An 18,717-nucleotide genomic window follows, 5' to 3' on the forward strand; every position below is an offset into this window, starting at 1 on the left:
CGTAGGACTGGGCGGATCCCCAGGTCTATCACTTAGTTCGAAGCTAACCTTCTGGGAGAGCAAGAAACCGATCCGGAGTCGTGTCGGCGCCCGCGGGGGAGTCCCGCCGTCGCCCCGTCACGGGGTCCGCCGTCGCGCCGATGCGCGTGACGAGAGCGAGCCGCCATGACCGACCGAACGCTGACCAACCGACCGCCCGCCGACAGCATCCTCCCCGACGACGAGCGCCGCCTCGAGGCCGCCCGCGAGAGGTACCGCGCCGAGCGGGACCGCCGGGCCCGCCCGGACGCCGCGAGCCAGTACCGCCGTGCCGCGGGGGAGTTCGGCTACTACGCGAAGGATCCCTACACGGAGCGCGTCGAGCGCGAGCCGGTGACCGACCGGGTCGAGGCGCTCGTGATCGGCGCCGGCTTCGGCGGTCTGCTGACCGCGTCTCGGCTGCGCGAGGCGGGCGTCGAGTCGCTGCGCCTGATGGACGAGGCGGGCGACGTCGGCGGCACCTGGTACTGGAACCGCTACCCGGGCGTGCGCTGCGACGTGGAGTCCTCCGTCTACCTCCCGCTGCTCGAGGAGGTCGGCACGATCCCGTCCGAGCGCTACGCGCCGGGCGAGGAGATCCGCCGGCACGCGGTCGCGATCGCCGAGCACTACGGCCTCTACCGCGACACCCTCTTCCAGACCCGTGCCACCGCGCTGACCTGGGACCAGGACGCGGAGGAGTGGTTCGTGGAGACCGACCGCGGCGACGCCTTCCGCGCCCGCTTCGTCGTGACCTCCTCCGGCACCCTCACCCAGCCGAAGCTGCCGGGCATCCCGGGCATCGAGACCTTCCGCGGGCACACCTTCCACACCAGCCGCTGGGATTACGGCTACACCGGCGGCACCCCGGACGGCGGCCTGACCGGTCTCGCCGACAAACGCGTCGCCGTCGTCGGCACCGGTGCGACGGGACTCCAGGTGATCCCGCACGTCGGCGCGGACGCCCGGGAGCTGATCGTCTTCCAGCGCACACCCTCCACCGTCGACGTCCGCGACAACCGGCCGACGGACCCGGCGTGGGTCGCGTCGCTGCGTCCGGGCTGGCAGCGCGAGCGGATGGAGAACTTCCTCGCCGTGCTCGCCGGCGAACCGGTCGACGAATCGCTCGTGCAGGACGGCTGGACGAAGACCGTCGAGCTGCAGCGCCAGATCCTCTCCGGCGCCGTCGACACCTCGCTCACGGCCGAGGAGCGCGAGCGGCGCGACGAGCTCGCCGACCTCGACACCATGGACCGCCTCCGCGCCCGCGTCGACGCGACGGTGGAGGACCCGGCGACGGCCGCGGCACTCAAGCCCTGGTACCGCTACATGTGCAAGCGCCCCGGCTTCAGCGACACCTACCTGCCCACCTTCAACCGCCCGAACGTCCGCCTCGTCGACACCGCGGACACCGGCGGCATCACCCGGATGACCGAGACCGAGGTCGTCGTCGGCGACACCGCCTACGAGGTCGACTGCGTCGTCTTCGCCACCGGCTTCGAGGTCGGCATCTCCGGCGTCCTGTCCGGCACCCTGCCCGTCGTCGGCCGCGACGGCCGGACGCTCATGGAGGCGTGGGCCCGCGGCCCGCGCACCCTGCACGGCTTCGCGACGCACGGCTTCCCGAACCTCTTCCACCTCAGCGGCATCCAGAACGCCAACTCCGTCAACTTCGCGCACATCCTGCTCGAGCAGGCCGAGCACATCGCCGCCGTCATCGCCCGCGGCCGCGAGGTCGGCGCCCGGTACCTCGAGCCCACGGCCGAGGCGGAGGAGGCGTGGGTCCGCACGATCCAGGAGACCGCCGCCGACACCCGCGCGTTCCAGGCCGAGTGCACGCCCGGCTACTACAACGGCGAGGGCACCCGCTCCATCGGCGGCGCCAGCTACAGCCCCGGACCGATCGCCTTCCACCGCCTGCTGCGCGCCTGGCGCGAGGACGGGATGGCCGACGTGCTCGTCGGCGCGCACGCGGGAGCCTCCCGATGAGGCGGCCGGCGATCGCCGTCCCGGTGCTGCTCGCCGGAGCCCTGGCGGGCTGCACCGACGCGGGTGATCCCGCGGCCGCACCCGCGTCGGCGACCCCGTCGGTCGTCACCGCCGAGCGGGTGCTGCAGGTGACGGAGGTGCACGAGACGACCGGCATGACCCTGCTCGAGGGCCCGACCTTCGGCCCCGACGGCAGCCTCTCCGTCGTCGACGTCACCGCCCCGCCCGGCGCCGGCAAGGTGCTCCGGATCGACCTCGAGGAGGAGAGCGTCGAGCCCGTCTGGACCGACGACGCCTCCGCGCTCACCTCCGCGCAGTTCCACCCCGGGGACGGGCGGCTCTACGTCACCGACTTCCTCAGCGGTTCCGTGCGGAGCATGACCGCCGAGGGCGAGGACGTCCGCGACGTCGTCACCGGCCCGGTCGAGGGCGTCCCGATGCAGCCGGACGACATCGCGTTCGGCGAGGACGGCGCCCTCTACGTCACCGACGCCGCCGGCGCCCAGGACCCGTACTGGGAGGCGTCGGGCCGCGTCGTCCGCGTCGACCCGGCGACCGGAGCGGCGACCGTGCTGGCGAGCCAGCTGCCGTCCCCGAACGGCATCGCCTTCTCGCCCGGCCACGACGAGCTGTGGGTGAGCCTCAACACGGGCAACCGGATCGACCGGATCACTCTGACGGAGGACGGCACCGAGGTCGCCACCGCGTTCCCGGCGATCCACGCCTCACCCGGCATCGGCCAGGTCGACTCGATCGTGGTCGACGCCGACGGCAACCTCTACGTCGGCCTGCACAGCCGCCCGGAGATCCTCGTCTACGACACGTCCGGCGCGCTGCTGCAGACCGTCTCGGTTCCGGCGGACGAGTCGACCGGGCTGAGCTCTGCGACGAACATCGCGATCGAGCCCGGCACGACGCGGGCCTACGCGACGATCAGCGGCACCGACGGCGGCTTCGTCTACGAGTTCCCGGCCCTGGCGGCTGGCGTCCCGCAGTGAGCACGCGACCGCCGCGATCGTCGTCTCGCGACTCGGTGGTGAGGGAGAGGACGCGGCCTCGCCCCGTCATGCTGGTCGAGTAGCCCCGCAGGGGCGTATCGAGCGGCGAAGCCGCTTCGCGTCTCGGTGGTGAGGGAAAGGGACGCGGCTGCGCCACATCATGCTGGTCGAGTAGCCCCGCCAGGGGCGTATCGAGACCCGCCGTCACCAGCAGGGCGGGTCTGCAGACTCGCGTCCGGCAGGTGGTGGATCTACTTGGAAGAGACACCCGCACATACTGGTCGAGTAGCCCCGCAGGGGCGTATCGAGACCCACCACCGCACGGACGTCGGCCTCTTCCCCGCCCTGCGCTGGCGCCGAAAGCGCCCCCTCCGCTCGATACGCCCGCTCCGCGGGCTACTCGATCAGCATGCTTCCCGCGCCCGGAGGCTACTTCAGGGTGACGGTGACCGGTGCGCTGACGGTGCTGTTGCCGGCGGCGTCGGTCGCGCGGGCGGTGAGCGGGAAGGTCCCGTGCGTGCCCGCGGTGCGGGTGGTCAGCGACCAGGTGCCGTCGGCGTTCTGCGCGGCGTCGCCGACCTCGGTGCCGCCGAGGAGGAAGGTGACGCGGCTGACGACGGTGTCGTCCGTCGCGGTGACGGTGGCGGTCGTCGAGCCGCCCAGCACCGTGCCGGTGCGCGGCGAGGTGATCGCGACGGTCGGCGCGGTCCGGTCGACGGCGGCCTTCTTCGGAGCGGGCTTCGCAGCGGCCGACGCAGGGGTGGCAGCGGGCGCGGGCGTCGCGGGAGCCTTCGGGGCGGTCGCGGCCTGCGGAGCGCTGGTCTTCGGAGTGGAGGTCGACTTCGGAGCCGGCGTTGCCGACTTCGGCGCGGCCGAGGCTGCGTGCGCCGGAGCCGCCGTCCGCGTGGCGACCTTTGCGGACGCGGCGGTCGTGCCGCCCGAGACGGTCACCTGATCCCACGCGCCGGTGAGGAGGGCGGTGGTCGGCCGCGGAGCCAGCGCGTCGAGGCCGGCGGCGGTCAGCGCGCTGAGCGCCGTGTCGACGGAGAAGCCGCCGCTGCGGGCGACCTTGCCGGTCAGGGTGGTCCGGGAACCGGAGACGGCGTTCCAGGTGGGCTGCAGCGAGCCGGTGAAGATCGAGTCGGTCGCGTCGACGTTGCCGCCGCCCTTGCCCTGGATCGCGCTGACGCTGCCCTTGCCGTTGACGGCCCCGGGGTAACCGGCGCCGCCCTGGAGGAACGGGTAGCGCTGCGCCGCGACGTCGCCGCCGAGGATGAGCGCGTGGTCGAAGAGGACGTTCTTCACGCCACCGACGATGACGGCGCTGTTGTTCGAGCTGAACACGGCGGTATCGCGGACGGTGACCTGGCCGACGATGCCGGCGCCCTCGATCTGGAGGCTGTCCGTGTGCGGGCGCGCGGGGTTCGAGCCGCCGCCATACTGCTTGTCGAGGTAGTAGGAGGGCGCGATGTAGTCGCCCGCGACCAGGACGTCGCTCACCGTGTTCGGGGAGTAGGCCTTGATCTGCGCCGAGTCGCCGCTCTTGAGCTTCGACTCCGGCTCGACGATCTCGAGCAGCTCGACGTCGCGCACCGGGATCCCCGACGAGGCGGCGAGGCCGATCCAGTTGTTCGCGACCCGCAGCCAGGCGAACGAGGAGTGCGTCGCGCCCTTCACATCGATCGAGCCGATGTCGAAGCGCATCAGCGTGATGCCGGTGACGCCCTTCAGCATCCAGCTGCCGCCGGTCACCGACTGGAATCCGTCGCGCGCCGTGATCAGCACCTTGAGCGGGCCGTCGTTCGTGTAGCCGTCGAGGGCGGAGAGGTCGTCGATGCGTCCCGGGGCGACGCGGACCACGGCGCCGGCGGCGATCTGGCCGGGCGTGAGGGCGTCGAGCGCGGCGCGGATCGCGGGGCCCGAGGCCGCGACGTCGACGACGGTCGTGCCGGCGGGGAGTGCGGAGCGGATGTCGGGGGTGTCGGAGGGGTAGTGCGTGCCGTCCGGGCCGAAGGTCGAGGCGCTCGCGGCGGCCGCGGCCGGAGCGGCGGAGGCGGCCGGCGCGATCTGGAACGAGGCACCGGTGGCGGCGATCCCGACGGCGGCGGTGACCGCGAGGGAGCGGAGGAGTGCGCGGGTGCGGCGGGTGGACGGGGTGGCGGAGGTGATGCGTGACATGGCGGTGTCTTTCGATCGGAGGGCGGAGTGACGGATCGCCGGCGCAGGGGGTCGAGGACTCCGAGGCGCGACGGACCGGGGACCTCGCACGGGGGAGGAGCCCCGGAGACACGCAGCAGTGCGTTCCGGGAAGCCCAGCAGTGGCCGAGCCGCACCCGTCCGATCGCGAGAAGCGACGACGATGCGGCGGCACTCGGTCGAACCGAGCGGTGCGCTGAGCAACAGGGGGAAACGTACGGCGCCACCTCTGCCGCCCGACAGAAAGTGGCGCGAATTGTGCTGTTTGGCCGAGAAGGTCGCGCGCCGTGGTCTTCTCCGCCCCCGCTCCGTGGGGCAGGCCTCGGGAGCCGGCGGGCGACCGCCGTCGCTCGCCGGCTCCTCGTGGTGGTTACTCGGTGGCGGTGCCGTTGCGTCGGCGGCGGCGGCCGAGGAGCACGCCGATCGCGCCGAGGAGGCCGAGGACTCCGGCGGCGGGCAGCAGCGCCGCGGCGTCGGATCCGGTGGAGGCGAGGTGACCGGAGGTCGACTGCTTCGACGACGCCGCAGCAGCAGCCGCGGGGGCGGTCGGGACAGTGACCTCCGCGGCCGGCCGGGTCGCGCCGCCCGAGAGCGGGGTGGCGGTCGGCTTCGCGTCCGGGCCGATCGGAGTGGGGGCCACCGTCGAAGCGGGCGTCAGCGGGGTGAAGGGGATGACCGTGGGGATGCCGAGGGTGCCGAGGGTCGACTTGGTGAACGCGGTGCCCTCGGGCGTGGTGGCTGTGGCGAGGGATGCGACCCAGATCGAGTGGTTGAAGACGTCTCGCTCGGTCACCTCGGTCTCGAAGGAGACCACGCCGGTCTCACCCACGGGCAGCTCGGCGAGCTTGTCGCTGTCCGAGACCTGCACGTCGCGCAGTGCGACGTTGCCGGTGTTGGTGAGCTGGGCGACCCACTTCACCTTCGTGCCGGCGACGACGGGCTCGCCCTCCTTCACCTGGAACGTTCCGGCGATCGTCACGTCCAGATCCGGCGCCGGCACCGGGATCGGCGGCTTCTCCGGAATGGGCAGCTTGTACTCGAACGGCGCCGAGACCGTCACGCGCGAACCGTCCGGGAGCGTTCCCCGGACCAGCTTCGACTGCGCCGAGACGAAGCCGTCCTTGAGGTTCTGCGCACTGACCACGGCTTCCGTCGTGTTCAGCAGGAAGGACTCGCCGACCTTGAACGTCTTGTGCCCGAGGACGTCCTTCAGATCCACTCCGCCGGTGTTCTTCACGTCGTACGTGAACTGGACGCGCGTGCCCTCCTTCACCAGCTCACCCGGCTGCGTCAGGAACTTGCCCGTGATCGTGACGGTCACGGCCGGGTCGGCGCTGGCCGGCGCCGTCGTAGGCGCGGGGGACGGGGTGCTCGGCGTGGCAGGCTGCGTCGGCGCAGGGGTCGGAGTGGCCGGCTGCGTCGGCGCGGGGGTCGGGCTCTCGCCGGGAACGGGCACCAGGGCGTCGATGCCTGCGTCGACGCGAACTCCCTGCGGGGTGTAGGCCGACCCCGCGGTGGTGAAGCGCCATGAACCACGTTTCAGCTCTGTCCGTACGACGAATACGTGGTCAGGGCCGAGGTCCTTCGACTCGCCCACCGCGAGTGTGATCGGAGCACCACCACGCAGCTTATACGCGTCGAGGAACACGTTGAGGGGGACGTCGCCGGTGTTCTTGAGGTGAATCGTGTAGTCGACTCTGATGGCGCGCTCGAACCCAACGGGCGGGGGTGGACCCGGCGTGAAGGTGGCGGTGACCGTCCGCTCGAGGGCGGGGTGCTCGACCGCCGGCGCCGACGTGGGTGCAGGGGTGGCGGGCTGCGTCGGCGTCGGCGTGGCGGGCTGCGTCGGCGTGGGCGTGGCGGGCTGCGTCGGCGTGGGCGTCAGCGCCCCGCCGGGAACCGGTACTCGAGCGTCGATGCCGGCGTCTATCCGAACTCCCTTCGGGGTGTAGGCCGAACCCTTCGTGGTGATGCGCCAGAAGCCGCTCGCTAACTCGCTCGGGCTGGCGTAGGTGCGCTCGACTTCGATGTCCTTGGACTCGCCCGCCGCGAGTGTGATCGGAGCATCATTCGACAGTTTGTAAGCGTCGAGGAACACGTTGAGCGGGACGTCGCCGGTGTTCTTGAGGTGGATCGTGCTGTTGATGAGGATGTCGCGCGGGCTTCCATCGGTCGTGGGCTCAGTCGGCCTGAACGTGGCGGTGACCGTCCGCTCGAGGGCGGGGTGCTCGACGGCAGGCGCCGACGTCGGAGCCGGCGTGGCGGGCTGGGTCGGCGCCGGAGCCGGCGTGGCGGGCTGCGAGGGCGGCGTGGTCGGCGCGACCGCAGGGAACGGCTTCCGGAGGTTCGAGGTCGTGACGTCGACGGAGCCGTCGGGGCTGACGGATCGGATCGAGATGTCGAGGGCCCAGGTGCCCGTGCGGAGCTCCTCCGCCGTGACGGTCGACTCGCCGATGAAGGTCTTCTTCTCACCGGGAGCGATGTCGACGGGAGCGCCGCCGGGCTGGGGAAGCGCGTCGATGGTCACCTTCAGCGGGACGGCGCCGGTGTTGACGAGGTGGGCCTTGACCGTGATCTTCGTGCCCACGGCGATGGGTTCTGTTGGGAAGAACACGTCGAACGCCCCCTTCCACGGGGGCTTTCCAGTGGTGCTCGCGGGCGGCGCGGACTGACCGAGGGCGGTCGGCGCCGGGTCGGCACCGACGGTGGTCGGGGTCGCGTCGGCCGCCTGGGCGATGGGCGCTGCGCAGCCGAGGAGGCCGACGGTCAGGGCGAGGGACGCTGCGACGTCGAGCGGGCGACCGCTCGATCGGCGCGATGGTGGCGTCGTGGGCGTGCGTGGAAGCATCTGCAACTCCTGGGGGACTCGGCGGAGCACGAAGGGTGACTGAGGAAGTGTCACAGCTTTCGGATCGCCCCGTCCCGCCTCACACCGGGATGTCGCGGCACGTCGCTCAGCGCGAATGCACGAGAGGGGCCGCCGTGCGCGATGCACGGCGGCCCCTCGTCGGCAGCGATTCCGTCTCGGCGACTGACTCGCCTCGCTCACCGGGACGGTTCGAGCTCTAGTCGGTGGCCGTGCGCCCCCGGCGGCGGCGGCCGAGGAGCACGCCGATCGCGCCGAGGAGTCCGAGGACTCCGGCGGCGGGCAGCACTGCGGCGGCGTCAGACCCTGTGGAGGCGAGGTGGCCCGTGGTCGACTGCTTCGACGACGACGACGATGCTGCGGGGGTGGTCGGGACCGCGATCTCCTTGCCTGCACGACTCGCTGTTCCGGCGGCAGGCGCGACGGCGCCGCCGCTCGGCGGGACGTCGGGGCCGACCGGAGTGGGGCCCGCCGTGGGGGTCGCGGTCGGGCCGGTCGTCGGGCCGGGCGTCGGAGTCGGGGTGGGCGTGGGAGTCGGCGTCACCGTGGGGATGGCGAGGGTGCCGAGGGTCTGCTTGCTGAACGCGGTCCCGTCGGGCGTCGTGGCGGTGGCGGGGGATGCGACCCAGATCGAGTGGTTGAAGACGTCGCGCTCGGTGACGGTGGTCTCGAAGGACACCACGCCGGTCTCACCCACGGGCAGCTCGGCGAGCTTGTCGCTGTCCGAGACCTGCACGTCGCGCAGTGCGACGTTGCCGGTGTTGGTGAGCTGGGCGACCCACTTCACCTTCGTGCCGGCGACGACGGGCTCGCCCTCCTTCACCTGGAACGTTCCGGCGATCGTCACGTCCAGATCCGGCGCCGGCACCGGGATCGGCGGCTTCTCCGGAATGGGCAGCTTGTACTCGAACGGCGCCGAGACCGTCACGCGCGAACCGTCCGGAAGCGTTCCCCGGACCAGCTTCGACTGCGCCGAGACGAAGCCGTCCTTGAGGTTCTGCGCACTGACCACGGCCTCCGTCGTGTTCAGCAGGAACGACTCCCCGACCTTGAACGTCTTGTGCCCGAGGACGTCCTTCAGATCGACTCCGCCGGTGTTCTTCACGTCGTACGTGAACTGGACACGCGTGCCCTCCTTCACCAGCTCACCCGGCTCCGTCAGGAACTTCCCCGTGATCGTGACGGTCACGGCCGGGTCAGTGCTGGCAGGCGCCGTCGTAGGTGCGGGGGTCGGCGTGCTCGGCGTGGCAGGCTGAGTCGGCGCAGGGGTCGGCGTGGCCGGCTGCGTCGGCGCGGGGGTCGGGCTCTCGCCGGGAACGGGCACCAGGGCGTCGATGCCTGCGTCGACGCGAACTCCCTGCGGGGTGTAGGCCGACCCCGCGGTGGTGAAGCGCCATGAACCACGTTTCAGCTCTGTCCGTACGACGAATTGGTGGTCAGGGCCGAGGTCCTTCGACTCGCCCACCGCGAGTGTGATCGGAGCACCGCCCCGCAGCTTATACGCGTCGAGGAACACGTTGAGGGGGACGTCGCCGGTGTTCTTGAGGTGAATCGTGTAGTCGACTCTGATGGCGCGCTCGAACCCAGCGGGCGGGGGTGGACCCGGCGTGAAGGTGGCGGTGACCGTCCGCTCCAGGGCGGGGTGCTCGACCGCCGGCGCCGACGTGGGTGCAGGAGTGGCGGGCTGCGTCGGAGACGGCGTGGCGGGCTGCGTGGGTGCGGGGGCCGGCGTGCCCGGCTGCGCACCGGGGATGGGGATCGTGGCGCTCACGCTCGCGTCGATGCGGACGCCGTCGGGGGCGTAGGCGTCTCCGGCGGTGGAGAAGGACCAGACGCCGCTGCGCAGCTCGTCGTCGGTGAGCAGGGAGGGTCGGGTGACGTCCTTGGTCTCCCCGACGGCGACCGTGATCGGTGCGTTCCCGGGCTGCGGGATCTCCTTGAGGAAGACGTTCAGCGGGACGTCGCCGGTGTTCGTGAGGCGCACCGCGTACTTCACCCGGATGCCCTTCTGACCGGGGTTCCCGGTGTCGAACGGCTCGAACACGGCGGTGACCGACCGCTCGAGGGCGGGCTTCACGGCGACCGTCGCCGGCGAGGACGGCGCAGCTTGAGGCTGGGCGGCCGGCGCCGCGTCGGCCGCGAAGGCGGCGGGCGCGGCGGAGCCGAGCAGTCCGACGGTGAGCGCGAGGGTGGCCGCGACGTCGAGCGGTCTGCTGCTCGATCGGCGCGGGCCGTGTGGGCGAGGTGAGGGTGTGAGCATCTTCGATTCCTGTCGGGGCTCGGCGGAGCAACGTGAACGCGAGAAAGTCTCACACCGCTCTCGGAGTCACGTCTGTTCTCCGCATCGACTGGCGCGGCGCGTCGGGTCGCCGGGCGCGCAGAAGGGCCGCCGTGCAGGGTGCACGGCGGCCCTTCCCTGAGCGCGGGAGCCGAGTCGGTGGAGGAGGGTGTCGTCCCGCCGGCCCGGCACGATCGTCACTCGGTGACGGTGCGGCTCCTGCGGCGGCGGCCCAGGAAGACGCCGACGGCGCCGAGCAGGGCGAGGACTCCCGCTGCGGGCAGCACGGCGGCGGCGTCGGAACCGGTGGAGGCGAGGTGACCGGCCGTGGACCGACTCGCCGCCGCTGCGGCCGAGGTGGCGACCTCACCGCGGTTCGACGAGGTGGCGATCTCGGTGGCCGACCGGGCTGCCGTGGCGCTGGACGGCGTCGCGGCGGGCTGACCGTCTGCTCCGGCTGCAGCGGGGGATGCGGGTCCCGCCGACGCGGGGGCATCGGGACCGGCCGGGTCAGGAGTCGTCGCGGGGATGGCGAGGGTACCGAGGGTCTGCTTCGAGTAGTCGTAGCCGTCCCTCGTGATCGCCGTGGCCGCGGCGGCGACGGAGATCGAGTGATCGAGCACGTCGCGCTCGCTGACGGTGCTCTCGAAGGAGACCACGCCGGTCTTGCCGACGGGCAGCTCGGCGAGCTTCTCGCTGTCGGCGACCTGGACGTCGCGGAGAGCGGTGTCCCCGGTGTTCGTGAGCGCGGCGACCCACTCCACCTTCGTGCCGGCGACGACGGGCTCGCCCTCCTTCACCTGGAACGTGCCGGAGACCTTCACCTCGAGATCCGGCTTCTCCGTGGACACCGGAGCCTTGGCGGGGATGGGCAGCTTCGGCGCCGACACGATGACCCGGGTGCCGCCCGGAAGGATCTCGTTCGAGGACTCCGACGCCGGCGTCACGAAACCGTCCTTCAGGTTCTGCGCGGTGACGACGGCCTCAGTCGTGGTCAGGTGGAACGACTCGCCGACCGCGAGCTTCTCGCGACCGAGGACCTTCGTGATGTCGACCGGTCCCGTGTTCTTCACGTCCTGCGAGAACTCGACGCGAGTGCCCTCCTTCACGAGCTCACCCTGCTCCGTCAGGAACTTCCCCGTGACGGTCACCGTGATCTCCTGGGTGGCGACGGTCGGCACCGGGAGGGGTGCCGGGTCCGGCGTGCTGGCCGTCGGCGTGGGCGTGGGCGTCGGGGTCGGCTCCGGCACGATCGGATCCCAGAACGACGGGACGCGCTTCTCCAGCTGGGCGCTCGGGAGGGGGATGTCGGAGACGACCGTCACCGTCGTCCTCTCCGAGGGCGAAGTGGTCCACGTCTCGAGCTCGATCGGGGCCGACCACCTGCCCTTGCGCAGCGAGTCACCGCCGAGGGGTGTGCTCGCGGAGAAGACCTTCGAGTCACCCGGACCGAGAAGGACGTTGTTCTCCAAGCCGGGGAACTCGACGAGTTCCACGTGGAGGGGTGCGTCGGTGATGTTCGTGGCGGTGAGCTCGTAGTAGACCCTCGAGCCGACGTTCAGGATCGTGTCGGGGGAACCGCCGAAGGTCGCCGTGATCGACGTCTTGAGCCCCCCGTTCACCTGCGGGGCGGGGGACGGGGTTCCGGTCGGTGACGGGGTGCTGCCGGCGGCCGGCGTCGCGGCTGCCGTTGTCGACGGTGTCGTCTCGGCAGCGTGGGCGACGGGGGCGGCCGCACCGAGCAGGCCGACGGTGAGGACGAGGGACGCCGCGACGTCGAGCGGCCTGCTGCTCGGTCGGCGCTGTCCGTGGGATTGCGGTGGGCGTGTGTGCATCTGCGACTCCTGTAGGGGGCTCGGCGGAGCAAAGCGGTGACCTGAGGAAGTGTCACACCCTTCGCTCAGCCGCGCAGTGCCGCCGGCGCGGATGGCGCGGGCCGTCGCGTCGCTCGGGCGCAGGACGAAGGGCCGCCGTGCGCTCAGCACGGCGGCCCTTCGTCGGTCTGCGGACGCTACTGCAGCGTCACGGAGACCGGGGCGCTCTCGGTCGTGTTGCCCGCCGCGTCGGTCGCCCGGGCGGTGAGTGCGAAGGTCCCCTGCAGTCCCGCGGTGTCGGAGGCCAGCGACCAGGTGTCCTCGTCGGTCTGGACGCCGTCGCCGATCTCGACACCCTCGACGAGGAACACGACGCCGGTCACGGCGACGTCGTCGGTCGCGGAGACAATCGCGATCGCCGGGCCGCCGAGCACGTCACCCGGCTCCGGCGCGGTGATCTCGACCTCGGGGGCGGAGGTGTCCTCGGCGGGCGTCTCCGGCTCCGCGGGTGAATCGGGCTCCTCGGGCGCGGACGGCGTCGCCGTCGGTGCCGGAGCGGGGGTCGCCGGGGCGGTCGTGGGCGTCGACGTCGGCGCGGCGCTCGGAGTCGCGGTCACCGCCGGGGTGCTGCCGCTGCCGCGGAGGTCGACGTCGTCCCAGATGCCGGTGAGGTAGGCCGTGGTCGGCCGGGGGCTGCGCGCGTCGAGGTCGGCGGCGGTCAGCGAGCCGAGGCTCTGGTCGACCGTGAAGCCGCCCGATCGCGCCGTCTTGCCGGGCAGGTTCGTCCGCGTGTTCGTGACCGAGTCCCAGCTGGGCTGCAGCGAGCCGATGAAGGTCGAGCCGGACGCGTCGACGTTGCCGCCGCCCGAGCCCTGGATCGCGCTCAGGCTGCCGGGGCCGTTCTGCGCTCCCGCGGAGCCGGCACCGCCCCGGAGGAACGGGTAGCGCTGCGCGGCCGTGCTTCCGCCCACGACGAAGGTCTCGTCGAAGGCGACGTTGCGGACCCCGCCGATGATCACGGCGCTGTTGTTGGAGGCGAACACCACGGTGTCGCGGAGCGTGACCTGGCCGGTGATCCCGGAGCCCTCGATCTGCAGGGTGTCGGTGTGCGGGCGCGGCTCGCGGTTGCCGCCGTACCTCGCGTCGACGTAGTAGGAGGGCGCGAAGTAGCCGCCCTCGACCAGGACGTCGCTCAGCTGGTCGGGAGCGTAGGCCTTGATCTGGGCCGAGTCGGCGTTCTTGACCGTCGAGTCGGGTTCGACGACCTCGATCAGCTCGACGTCCCGCACGGGCAGGCCCGCCGACGCGGCGAGACCGAGCCAGTTGTCGGCGATGCGGAGCCAGGCGAAGGAGGCGTGCTTCGCGCCCTTGACGTCGAGCGAGTCGATGTCGAAGCGCATCAGCGTGATGCCTGTGACCCCGCGCAGCGCCCAGTCGCCGCCGGTCACCGAGCGGAAGCCGTCGCGCGCGGTGATCAGGACCTTGACGGCACCGCTGTTGGTGTAGCCGTTCAGGGCCGAGAGGTCGGCGACGCGGCCGGGGGCGACGCGGACGACGGCGCCGTTCGCGATCTGGTTCGCGGTGAGCCGGTCGAGCGCCGTGCGGATCGCCGGGCCCGAGGCCGCGACGTCCACGACGGTGGTGCCGCGGGGGAGTCCGGAGCGGATGTCCGGGGTGTCCGAGGGGTAGTGCGTGCCGTCGGGCCCGGAGGTGGCGGCGGAGACGGCGGCGGAGGCGGCCGGTGCGTCCTGGAGCACTGTCGCGCCGACGACGATCCCGACGGCGGCGGTGATCGCGAGGAGGCGGGCGAGGGCGGTCCTCGCTCGGGGGCGTGCGTGGCGCGCGGCGGGGCGGAGGGAACGGGAGGGGGACGACCTGGGGGGAGTGGCTCGTGCCATGGGGTGTCTTCCGATCGGGTCGGGCAGCGGGGGGAGGGGTGCCCGGAGCACGGCGCGGCCGGAGCCTCGAGGCGCTGAACGGTCCGGGGCTCCTCAAGGGGCCTCGGAGTCCCGCGGCGGTGCGGTCCGGGCGGTCGGTGCGGGGAGAGCAGGGCGGGTGGTGCGCGGAGGAGGGTCGGGGACGGAGGTCCGTCACAGTCGACGGGGGAGGTGGAGGCAGCGCGGCAGGGAAAAGGGGGAGGGGTGGCGTGCTTCCACGGCCAATGTACGGGACGTGCCCCGTCAGTGGGGCACTGGCGCTGACGCCGATTCGGGCTCTACTATGCCGCGGCCGGCGAGGGTCTGGGGACGGTGGGTCTCGATACGCCGCTGGGCGGCTACTCGACCGGCATGGTGGGCCGCTGGGCGGCTACTCGACCGGCATGGTGGGCCGCTGGGCGGCTACTCGACCGGCATGGTGGGCCGCTGGGCGGCTACTCGACCAGCATGGTGGGCCGCTGCGCGGCCACTCGACCGGCATGGATCGCGGGGGCGCTGCTCGGCTGCTCGACCGGCTGTGCGGCTGCGCGATCAGCGGGGACGGCGAAGGGCCGGCGCCTCGTCGCCGAGGGGCCGGCCCTTCAGGGCTGAGCGCGGGGGGCTAGCGCAGTGTCACCGTCACGGGAGCGCTCGCGGCGACGTTGCCCGCCGCGTCGGTCGCCCGGGCGGTGAGCGGGAAGGTGCCGCGCATGCCGGCGGTGCTGGTGGTCAGCGACCAGGTGCTGCCGCCGGTCTTCGTGCCGTCGCCGACCTTGAGGTTGCCGAGGTAGAACGCCACGCCGGTGACGGCGGTGTCGTCGGTCGCGGTGACGGTGGCGGTGGTCGAGCCGCTGATCACGGCGCCGGCCGACGGCGAGGTGATCGCGACCTTCGGGGCGGTGGTGTCGGCGACGGGTCCGCTTCCGCCGTCCTCACCGTCGGGCGTCTCCGCGGGGAGCTCCGGGGTCTTGGTCGGCGTCGGGGTCGACGTCGGCTCGGGGGTCGCGGTCGGCTCGGGCGTCGCGGTCGGGGTCGCCGTCGGCGTCGCGGTCGGCTCCGGCGTCGCCGTGGGAGTCGCCGTCGGCGTCGCGGTCGGGGTGGGCGTCGGCGTGGGCGTCGAGGTGTCGACGTCGTCCCAGATCCCGATCAGGCGGGACGTGGTCGGGCGGGGCGTCCTCGAGTCGAGCTCGTCGACGCTCATCGAGCTCAGCGTGCTGTCGAGCGTGAAGCCGCCGCGGGTCGCGGTCTTGCCCGCGATGTTCGTGACGGTGTTCGTCACGGTGTCCCACTTCGGCTGGAGCGAGCCGGCGAGCATCGAGTCGGAGGCGTCGATGTTGCCGCCTCCGGTGCCCTGGATCGCGCTGACGCTGCCCGCGCCGTTGATCGCACCGGCGTAGCCGGCACCGCCGCGCAGGAAGGGGTAGCGCTTCATCGCGAGCGGTCCGCCGACGATGAACGAGTCCTCGAACGCCACGTTCCGGACGCCGCCGACGATGACGGCGCTGTTGTTGGAGGTGAACACGACCGTGTCGCGGAGGGTGATCTGGCCGGTGACGCCGCTGCCCTCGATCTGGAGGGTGTCGGTGTGCGGTCGCGCCGGGTTCGACCCGCCGTAGACGGCGTCGACGTAGTAGGACGGCGCCAGGTAGCTGCCCTCGACCAGGACGTCGCCCATCACGTCCGGCGAGAACGCCTTGATCTGCGCCGAGTCGGCGCTCTTGACCGTCGAGTCCGGCACCACGACCTCGATCAGCTCGACGTCGCGCACGGGCACGCCCGCCGACGCGGCGAGTCCGAGCCAGTTCTTGTTGATCCGCAGCCAGGCGAACGAGGCGTTCGTGGCGCCCTTCACGTCGAGCGAGTCGATGTCGAAGCGCATCAGCGTGATGCCGGTGACCGAGCGCAGCGCCCAGTTGCCGCCGGTGACCGACTGGAAGCCGTCCCGGGCGGTGACCAGGACCTTCTCGCTGCCGGTGTTGCGGTAGCCGTTGAGCGCGGACAGGTCGGAGATGTGACCGGGGGCGACCCGGACGACGGCTCCCTCCGCGATCTGGGTGCGGGTGAGCGAGTCGAGGGCCTTGCGGATCGCCGAGCCGGACGCGGCGGCGTCGACGACGGTGTAGTCCGCGACACCGGAGCGGATGTCGGGGGTGGCCGAGGGGTAGTGCGTGCCGTCCGGCCCGTGGGAGGCGCTGCCCTCCGCGGCCGACGCGGCCGGGATCGAGACTCCGGTGACGCCGATCGCCACGGCGGCGGCGATCGCCAGGACGCGCAGGGCGTCCTTGGGGCGGCGGAGGAGAGGGAGGGCGGTTCTGGAGCGGGTGGTCGGGGGCATGTGGTGTCGTCCGATCGACTCGTGCTGTGCGGGGAGGGGACTGGTGCGGTGCGGAGGTCGCCCGGAGCACGTCGACGAGGGAGCCTCGAAGCGGGCGGCGGATCGGTGCCGCGCCGGGGAGCGGTGCCGAAGGACGCGTCGCTGCGGTCCGGGCTGTTGGAGTGCGGCTCTGCCGCGGTGACGCCGCCGCGGCGCGGACGCCGGAGCGGCCGTGCATCGGGTTGTCGGGTGGGCGCTTCTCGACCCTCCCGAGGGAGGACGAACCGCGTGCTCGCGGACCTCCGAGGGCGAACCTCCGGAGCGGGTGCCGAGCCTGTGGAAGGATTCAGGGAGCCTCCCAGCTTCGTCAGGATAGGGAACAGCCACCGAGCGACACACCACCCCGAGGGGGGTCGGAGCGGCAGACAGACGCTCATCTTCGTGCGGCTACTGCAGAGCTCCCAGCACGACAGCGGCCGCCCGCGCGACGAGGGCGTCGTCGTAGCCCGCCTCCGGGTCGTTGCGGGAGGTCAGGACGGACAGCACGATCGGGTCTCGGCCGGGAGGCGTGACGACGGCGACGTCGTTGCGGAGGCCGCCCGCTCCGCCCGACTTGTCCGCGACGGTCCAGCCCTCGGGAGCGCCCGCGCGGATCAGCGCGTCGCCGGTCGCGTTGCCGCTCATCCAGTCCAGGAGCAGCGCGCGATCCGCGGCGGGAAGCGCCTCGCCGAGTGCGACGGCGGTGAGGTCGGCGGTGAACGCCGCCGGAGTCGTGGTGTTCGCGGTGCTGCCCGGGGCGATCGTGTTGAGGGCGGGCTCGTCGTCGACGACGTCGGTCGTCGTGTCGCCGAGCTGCTCGAGGGCACGGTCGAGGGCGATCGGCCCGCCGAGGCGGTCGAGCACCAGGTTCAGCGCCGTGTTGTCGCTGCGGCGGACCGCGGCCTCGGCCAGCTGCGCCAGCGGCAGCCCGCCGTCGATGCTCTCGCCCGTGACGGGGGAGTAGCCGGCGGCCTCGACGTCCGCCGCGGTCCAGGTGACGACCTCGTCGCGCTCGTCCGCGGGGACGCTGCGCAGGAACTCCGCGGCGGCCGGGGCCTTGATGCTCGACGCGTAGCCGAAGCGCTCGTCCTGCCGGTGCAGGACCTGCCGGCCGCTGCCGGTGTCGACGGCGCTGACGCCGATCCGCGCGTCGAACTCTGCCTCGAGGGCGGCGAGCTCGGCGGAGACGTCGACGGGGGCGGGTTCCGGAGACGATGCGGCGGACATCGACGGGAGCGGCGTCGGCGGACGCGAGGCGGCGGGCGCGCTCGGGGACGAGCAGCCGGAGAGCACGAGCGCGAGGCCGGCGGCGAGGACGGGGAGCGATCGTGCGGGCGATCCGGGACGGCGGGGGCTCACAGGACGGAGTAGACGACGACGAAGGCGAGCGCGGCCGCCGCCGTGACCGCGACGGCGGCGAGGGCGATCGGCCACCGCGGTCGCCTCCGGACCACCGCGAGAGCGAGGAACGCCGTGCCGAGGACGATCTCGAGCCACCAGTAGACCGGGCTGGTGGTGTCGGCGACGTTCGCCAGCGCCCAGGCGCCCTCGCCGATCAGGACGCCCGACAGCGGGGCGACCGCGAGCACGCGCCAGGGCGTCGAGCCGTGCTGCGTCAGTGCGGCGGCGGCACCGAGGATCGGCCCGGCCGGCACGGCCAGCAGCCAGAACACGTCGGTGAAGGGCGGGGAGTAGCCGAAGCCGCGCGCGGCGGTCACCAGGTCGTAGCCCTCGAGGAGGGCCCAGAAGGTCAGGAGGCCGAGCGCCGCCGCCGCCACGGGCCGCACGCCGCCGAGCCGCACCAGCGCGAAGACCAGCATCGACCAGCCGCCCGAGGAGTTGGCGAAGGAGTTCACCGGCCCGGGCAGCGAGCCCTGCAGGAGGCTGGTGAGCCCGCCCAGGAGCAGGCCGCCGACCAGGGCGACGAAAAGGGCGCGTACGAGGCGCGGGCGGGACGGGGCAGGCGGCATGAGTCGATTCTCGGAGGTCGTGGGCGGGACGGCATCGGGGATGACCCTGATCGGGGTGCTGAGGGGCTGAGTGCTGGCGCGGGCGGGTCTCTGAGGAAAGATCACCTCGTACGTGTGGGGAGAACTCTGTTGATCGGGTAGCCCGCGGAGCGGGCGTATCGAGCGGAGGGGGCGCCTCTGGCGCGATCGCAGGGCGGGGAAGAGGCCGACGTGCATGCGGTGGTGGGGGCGGTTTCATACGGTTGTTGCAACGGAGGGGTGGTTGCATGCCGGGTCGTCGGTTGGATGCGGGTGAGCGGGGTCAGATCGCGGTGTTGTT

10 protein-coding genes are annotated in these 18,717 nt (G+C 72.5%); 2 read left to right on the forward strand and 8 right to left on the reverse strand.

Annotated features, from left to right (window positions below):
• Positions 1-165: 165 nt before the first annotated feature.
• Together EDF36_RS06935 and EDF36_RS06940 are read left to right on the forward strand one after the other, a co-directional pair.
• Positions 166-2,007, forward strand: coding sequence for an NAD(P)/FAD-dependent oxidoreductase (locus EDF36_RS06935; RefSeq protein WP_123732393.1), 1,842 nt, complete (start codon positions 166-168; stop codon positions 2,005-2,007).
• Positions 2,004-3,005 carry an SMP-30/gluconolactonase/LRE family protein gene (locus EDF36_RS06940; protein WP_123732394.1) on the forward strand — a complete coding sequence of 334 codons (1,002 nt, stop codon included), beginning with the start codon at positions 2,004-2,006 and terminating at the stop codon, positions 3,003-3,005. The genes EDF36_RS06935 and EDF36_RS06940 overlap by 4 nt, the downstream gene beginning before the upstream one ends.
• A gap of 429 nt (positions 3,006-3,434) precedes the next feature.
• Here EDF36_RS06940 and EDF36_RS06945 read toward each other — a convergent pair whose 3' ends face one another.
• From EDF36_RS06945 to EDF36_RS21750, 8 genes are all read right to left on the reverse strand, one after another.
• Positions 3,435-5,183, reverse strand: coding sequence for an Ig-like domain-containing protein (locus tag EDF36_RS06945; protein ID WP_123732395.1), 1,749 nt, complete (start codon positions 5,181-5,183; stop codon positions 3,435-3,437).
• Between the two features lie 388 nt (positions 5,184-5,571).
• Positions 5,572-8,049, reverse strand: a complete 2,478-nt coding sequence (locus EDF36_RS21170; RefSeq protein WP_185020390.1) for an LPXTG cell wall anchor domain-containing protein — start codon at positions 8,047-8,049, stop codon at positions 5,572-5,574.
• Positions 8,050-8,266: 217 nt separating this feature from the next.
• The gene (locus EDF36_RS06970; RefSeq protein WP_185020391.1) at positions 8,267-10,327 is read right to left on the reverse strand and encodes an LPXTG cell wall anchor domain-containing protein; all 2,061 of its coding nucleotides are present in this window, start codon (positions 10,325-10,327) and stop codon (positions 8,267-8,269) included.
• A gap of 215 nt (positions 10,328-10,542) precedes the next feature.
• Entirely contained in the window at positions 10,543-12,180 is a 1,638-nt protein-coding gene (locus tag EDF36_RS06980; RefSeq protein ID WP_185020392.1) for an LPXTG cell wall anchor domain-containing protein, read from the reverse strand.
• 176 nt (positions 12,181-12,356) lie between these two features.
• Complete coding sequence (locus EDF36_RS06985; RefSeq protein WP_123732402.1) at positions 12,357-14,057, reverse strand: Ig-like domain-containing protein; 1,701 nt, start codon at positions 14,055-14,057, stop codon at positions 12,357-12,359.
• Between the two features lie 640 nt (positions 14,058-14,697).
• On the reverse strand, positions 14,698-16,410 hold the full coding sequence (locus EDF36_RS21175) for an Ig-like domain-containing protein (protein ID WP_166674077.1): 1,713 nt from the start codon (positions 16,408-16,410) through the stop codon (positions 14,698-14,700).
• A gap of 426 nt (positions 16,411-16,836) precedes the next feature.
• Complete coding sequence (gene bla, locus EDF36_RS21745; RefSeq protein WP_260300550.1) at positions 16,837-17,787, reverse strand: class A beta-lactamase; 951 nt, start codon at positions 17,785-17,787, stop codon at positions 16,837-16,839.
• Positions 17,784-18,398 (reverse strand): DUF6518 family protein, encoded by a 615-nt coding sequence (locus tag EDF36_RS21750; protein WP_123732403.1) that lies wholly within the window; start codon positions 18,396-18,398, stop codon positions 17,784-17,786. The genes bla and EDF36_RS21750 overlap by 4 nt, the downstream gene beginning before the upstream one ends.
• Positions 18,399-18,717: the final 319 nt, after the last annotated feature.

Origin of the sequence: Rathayibacter sp. PhB152, assembly GCF_003751395.1 — a bacterium.
GTDB classification, from domain to species: Bacteria; Actinomycetota; Actinomycetes; order Actinomycetales; family Microbacteriaceae; genus Rathayibacter; species Rathayibacter festucae.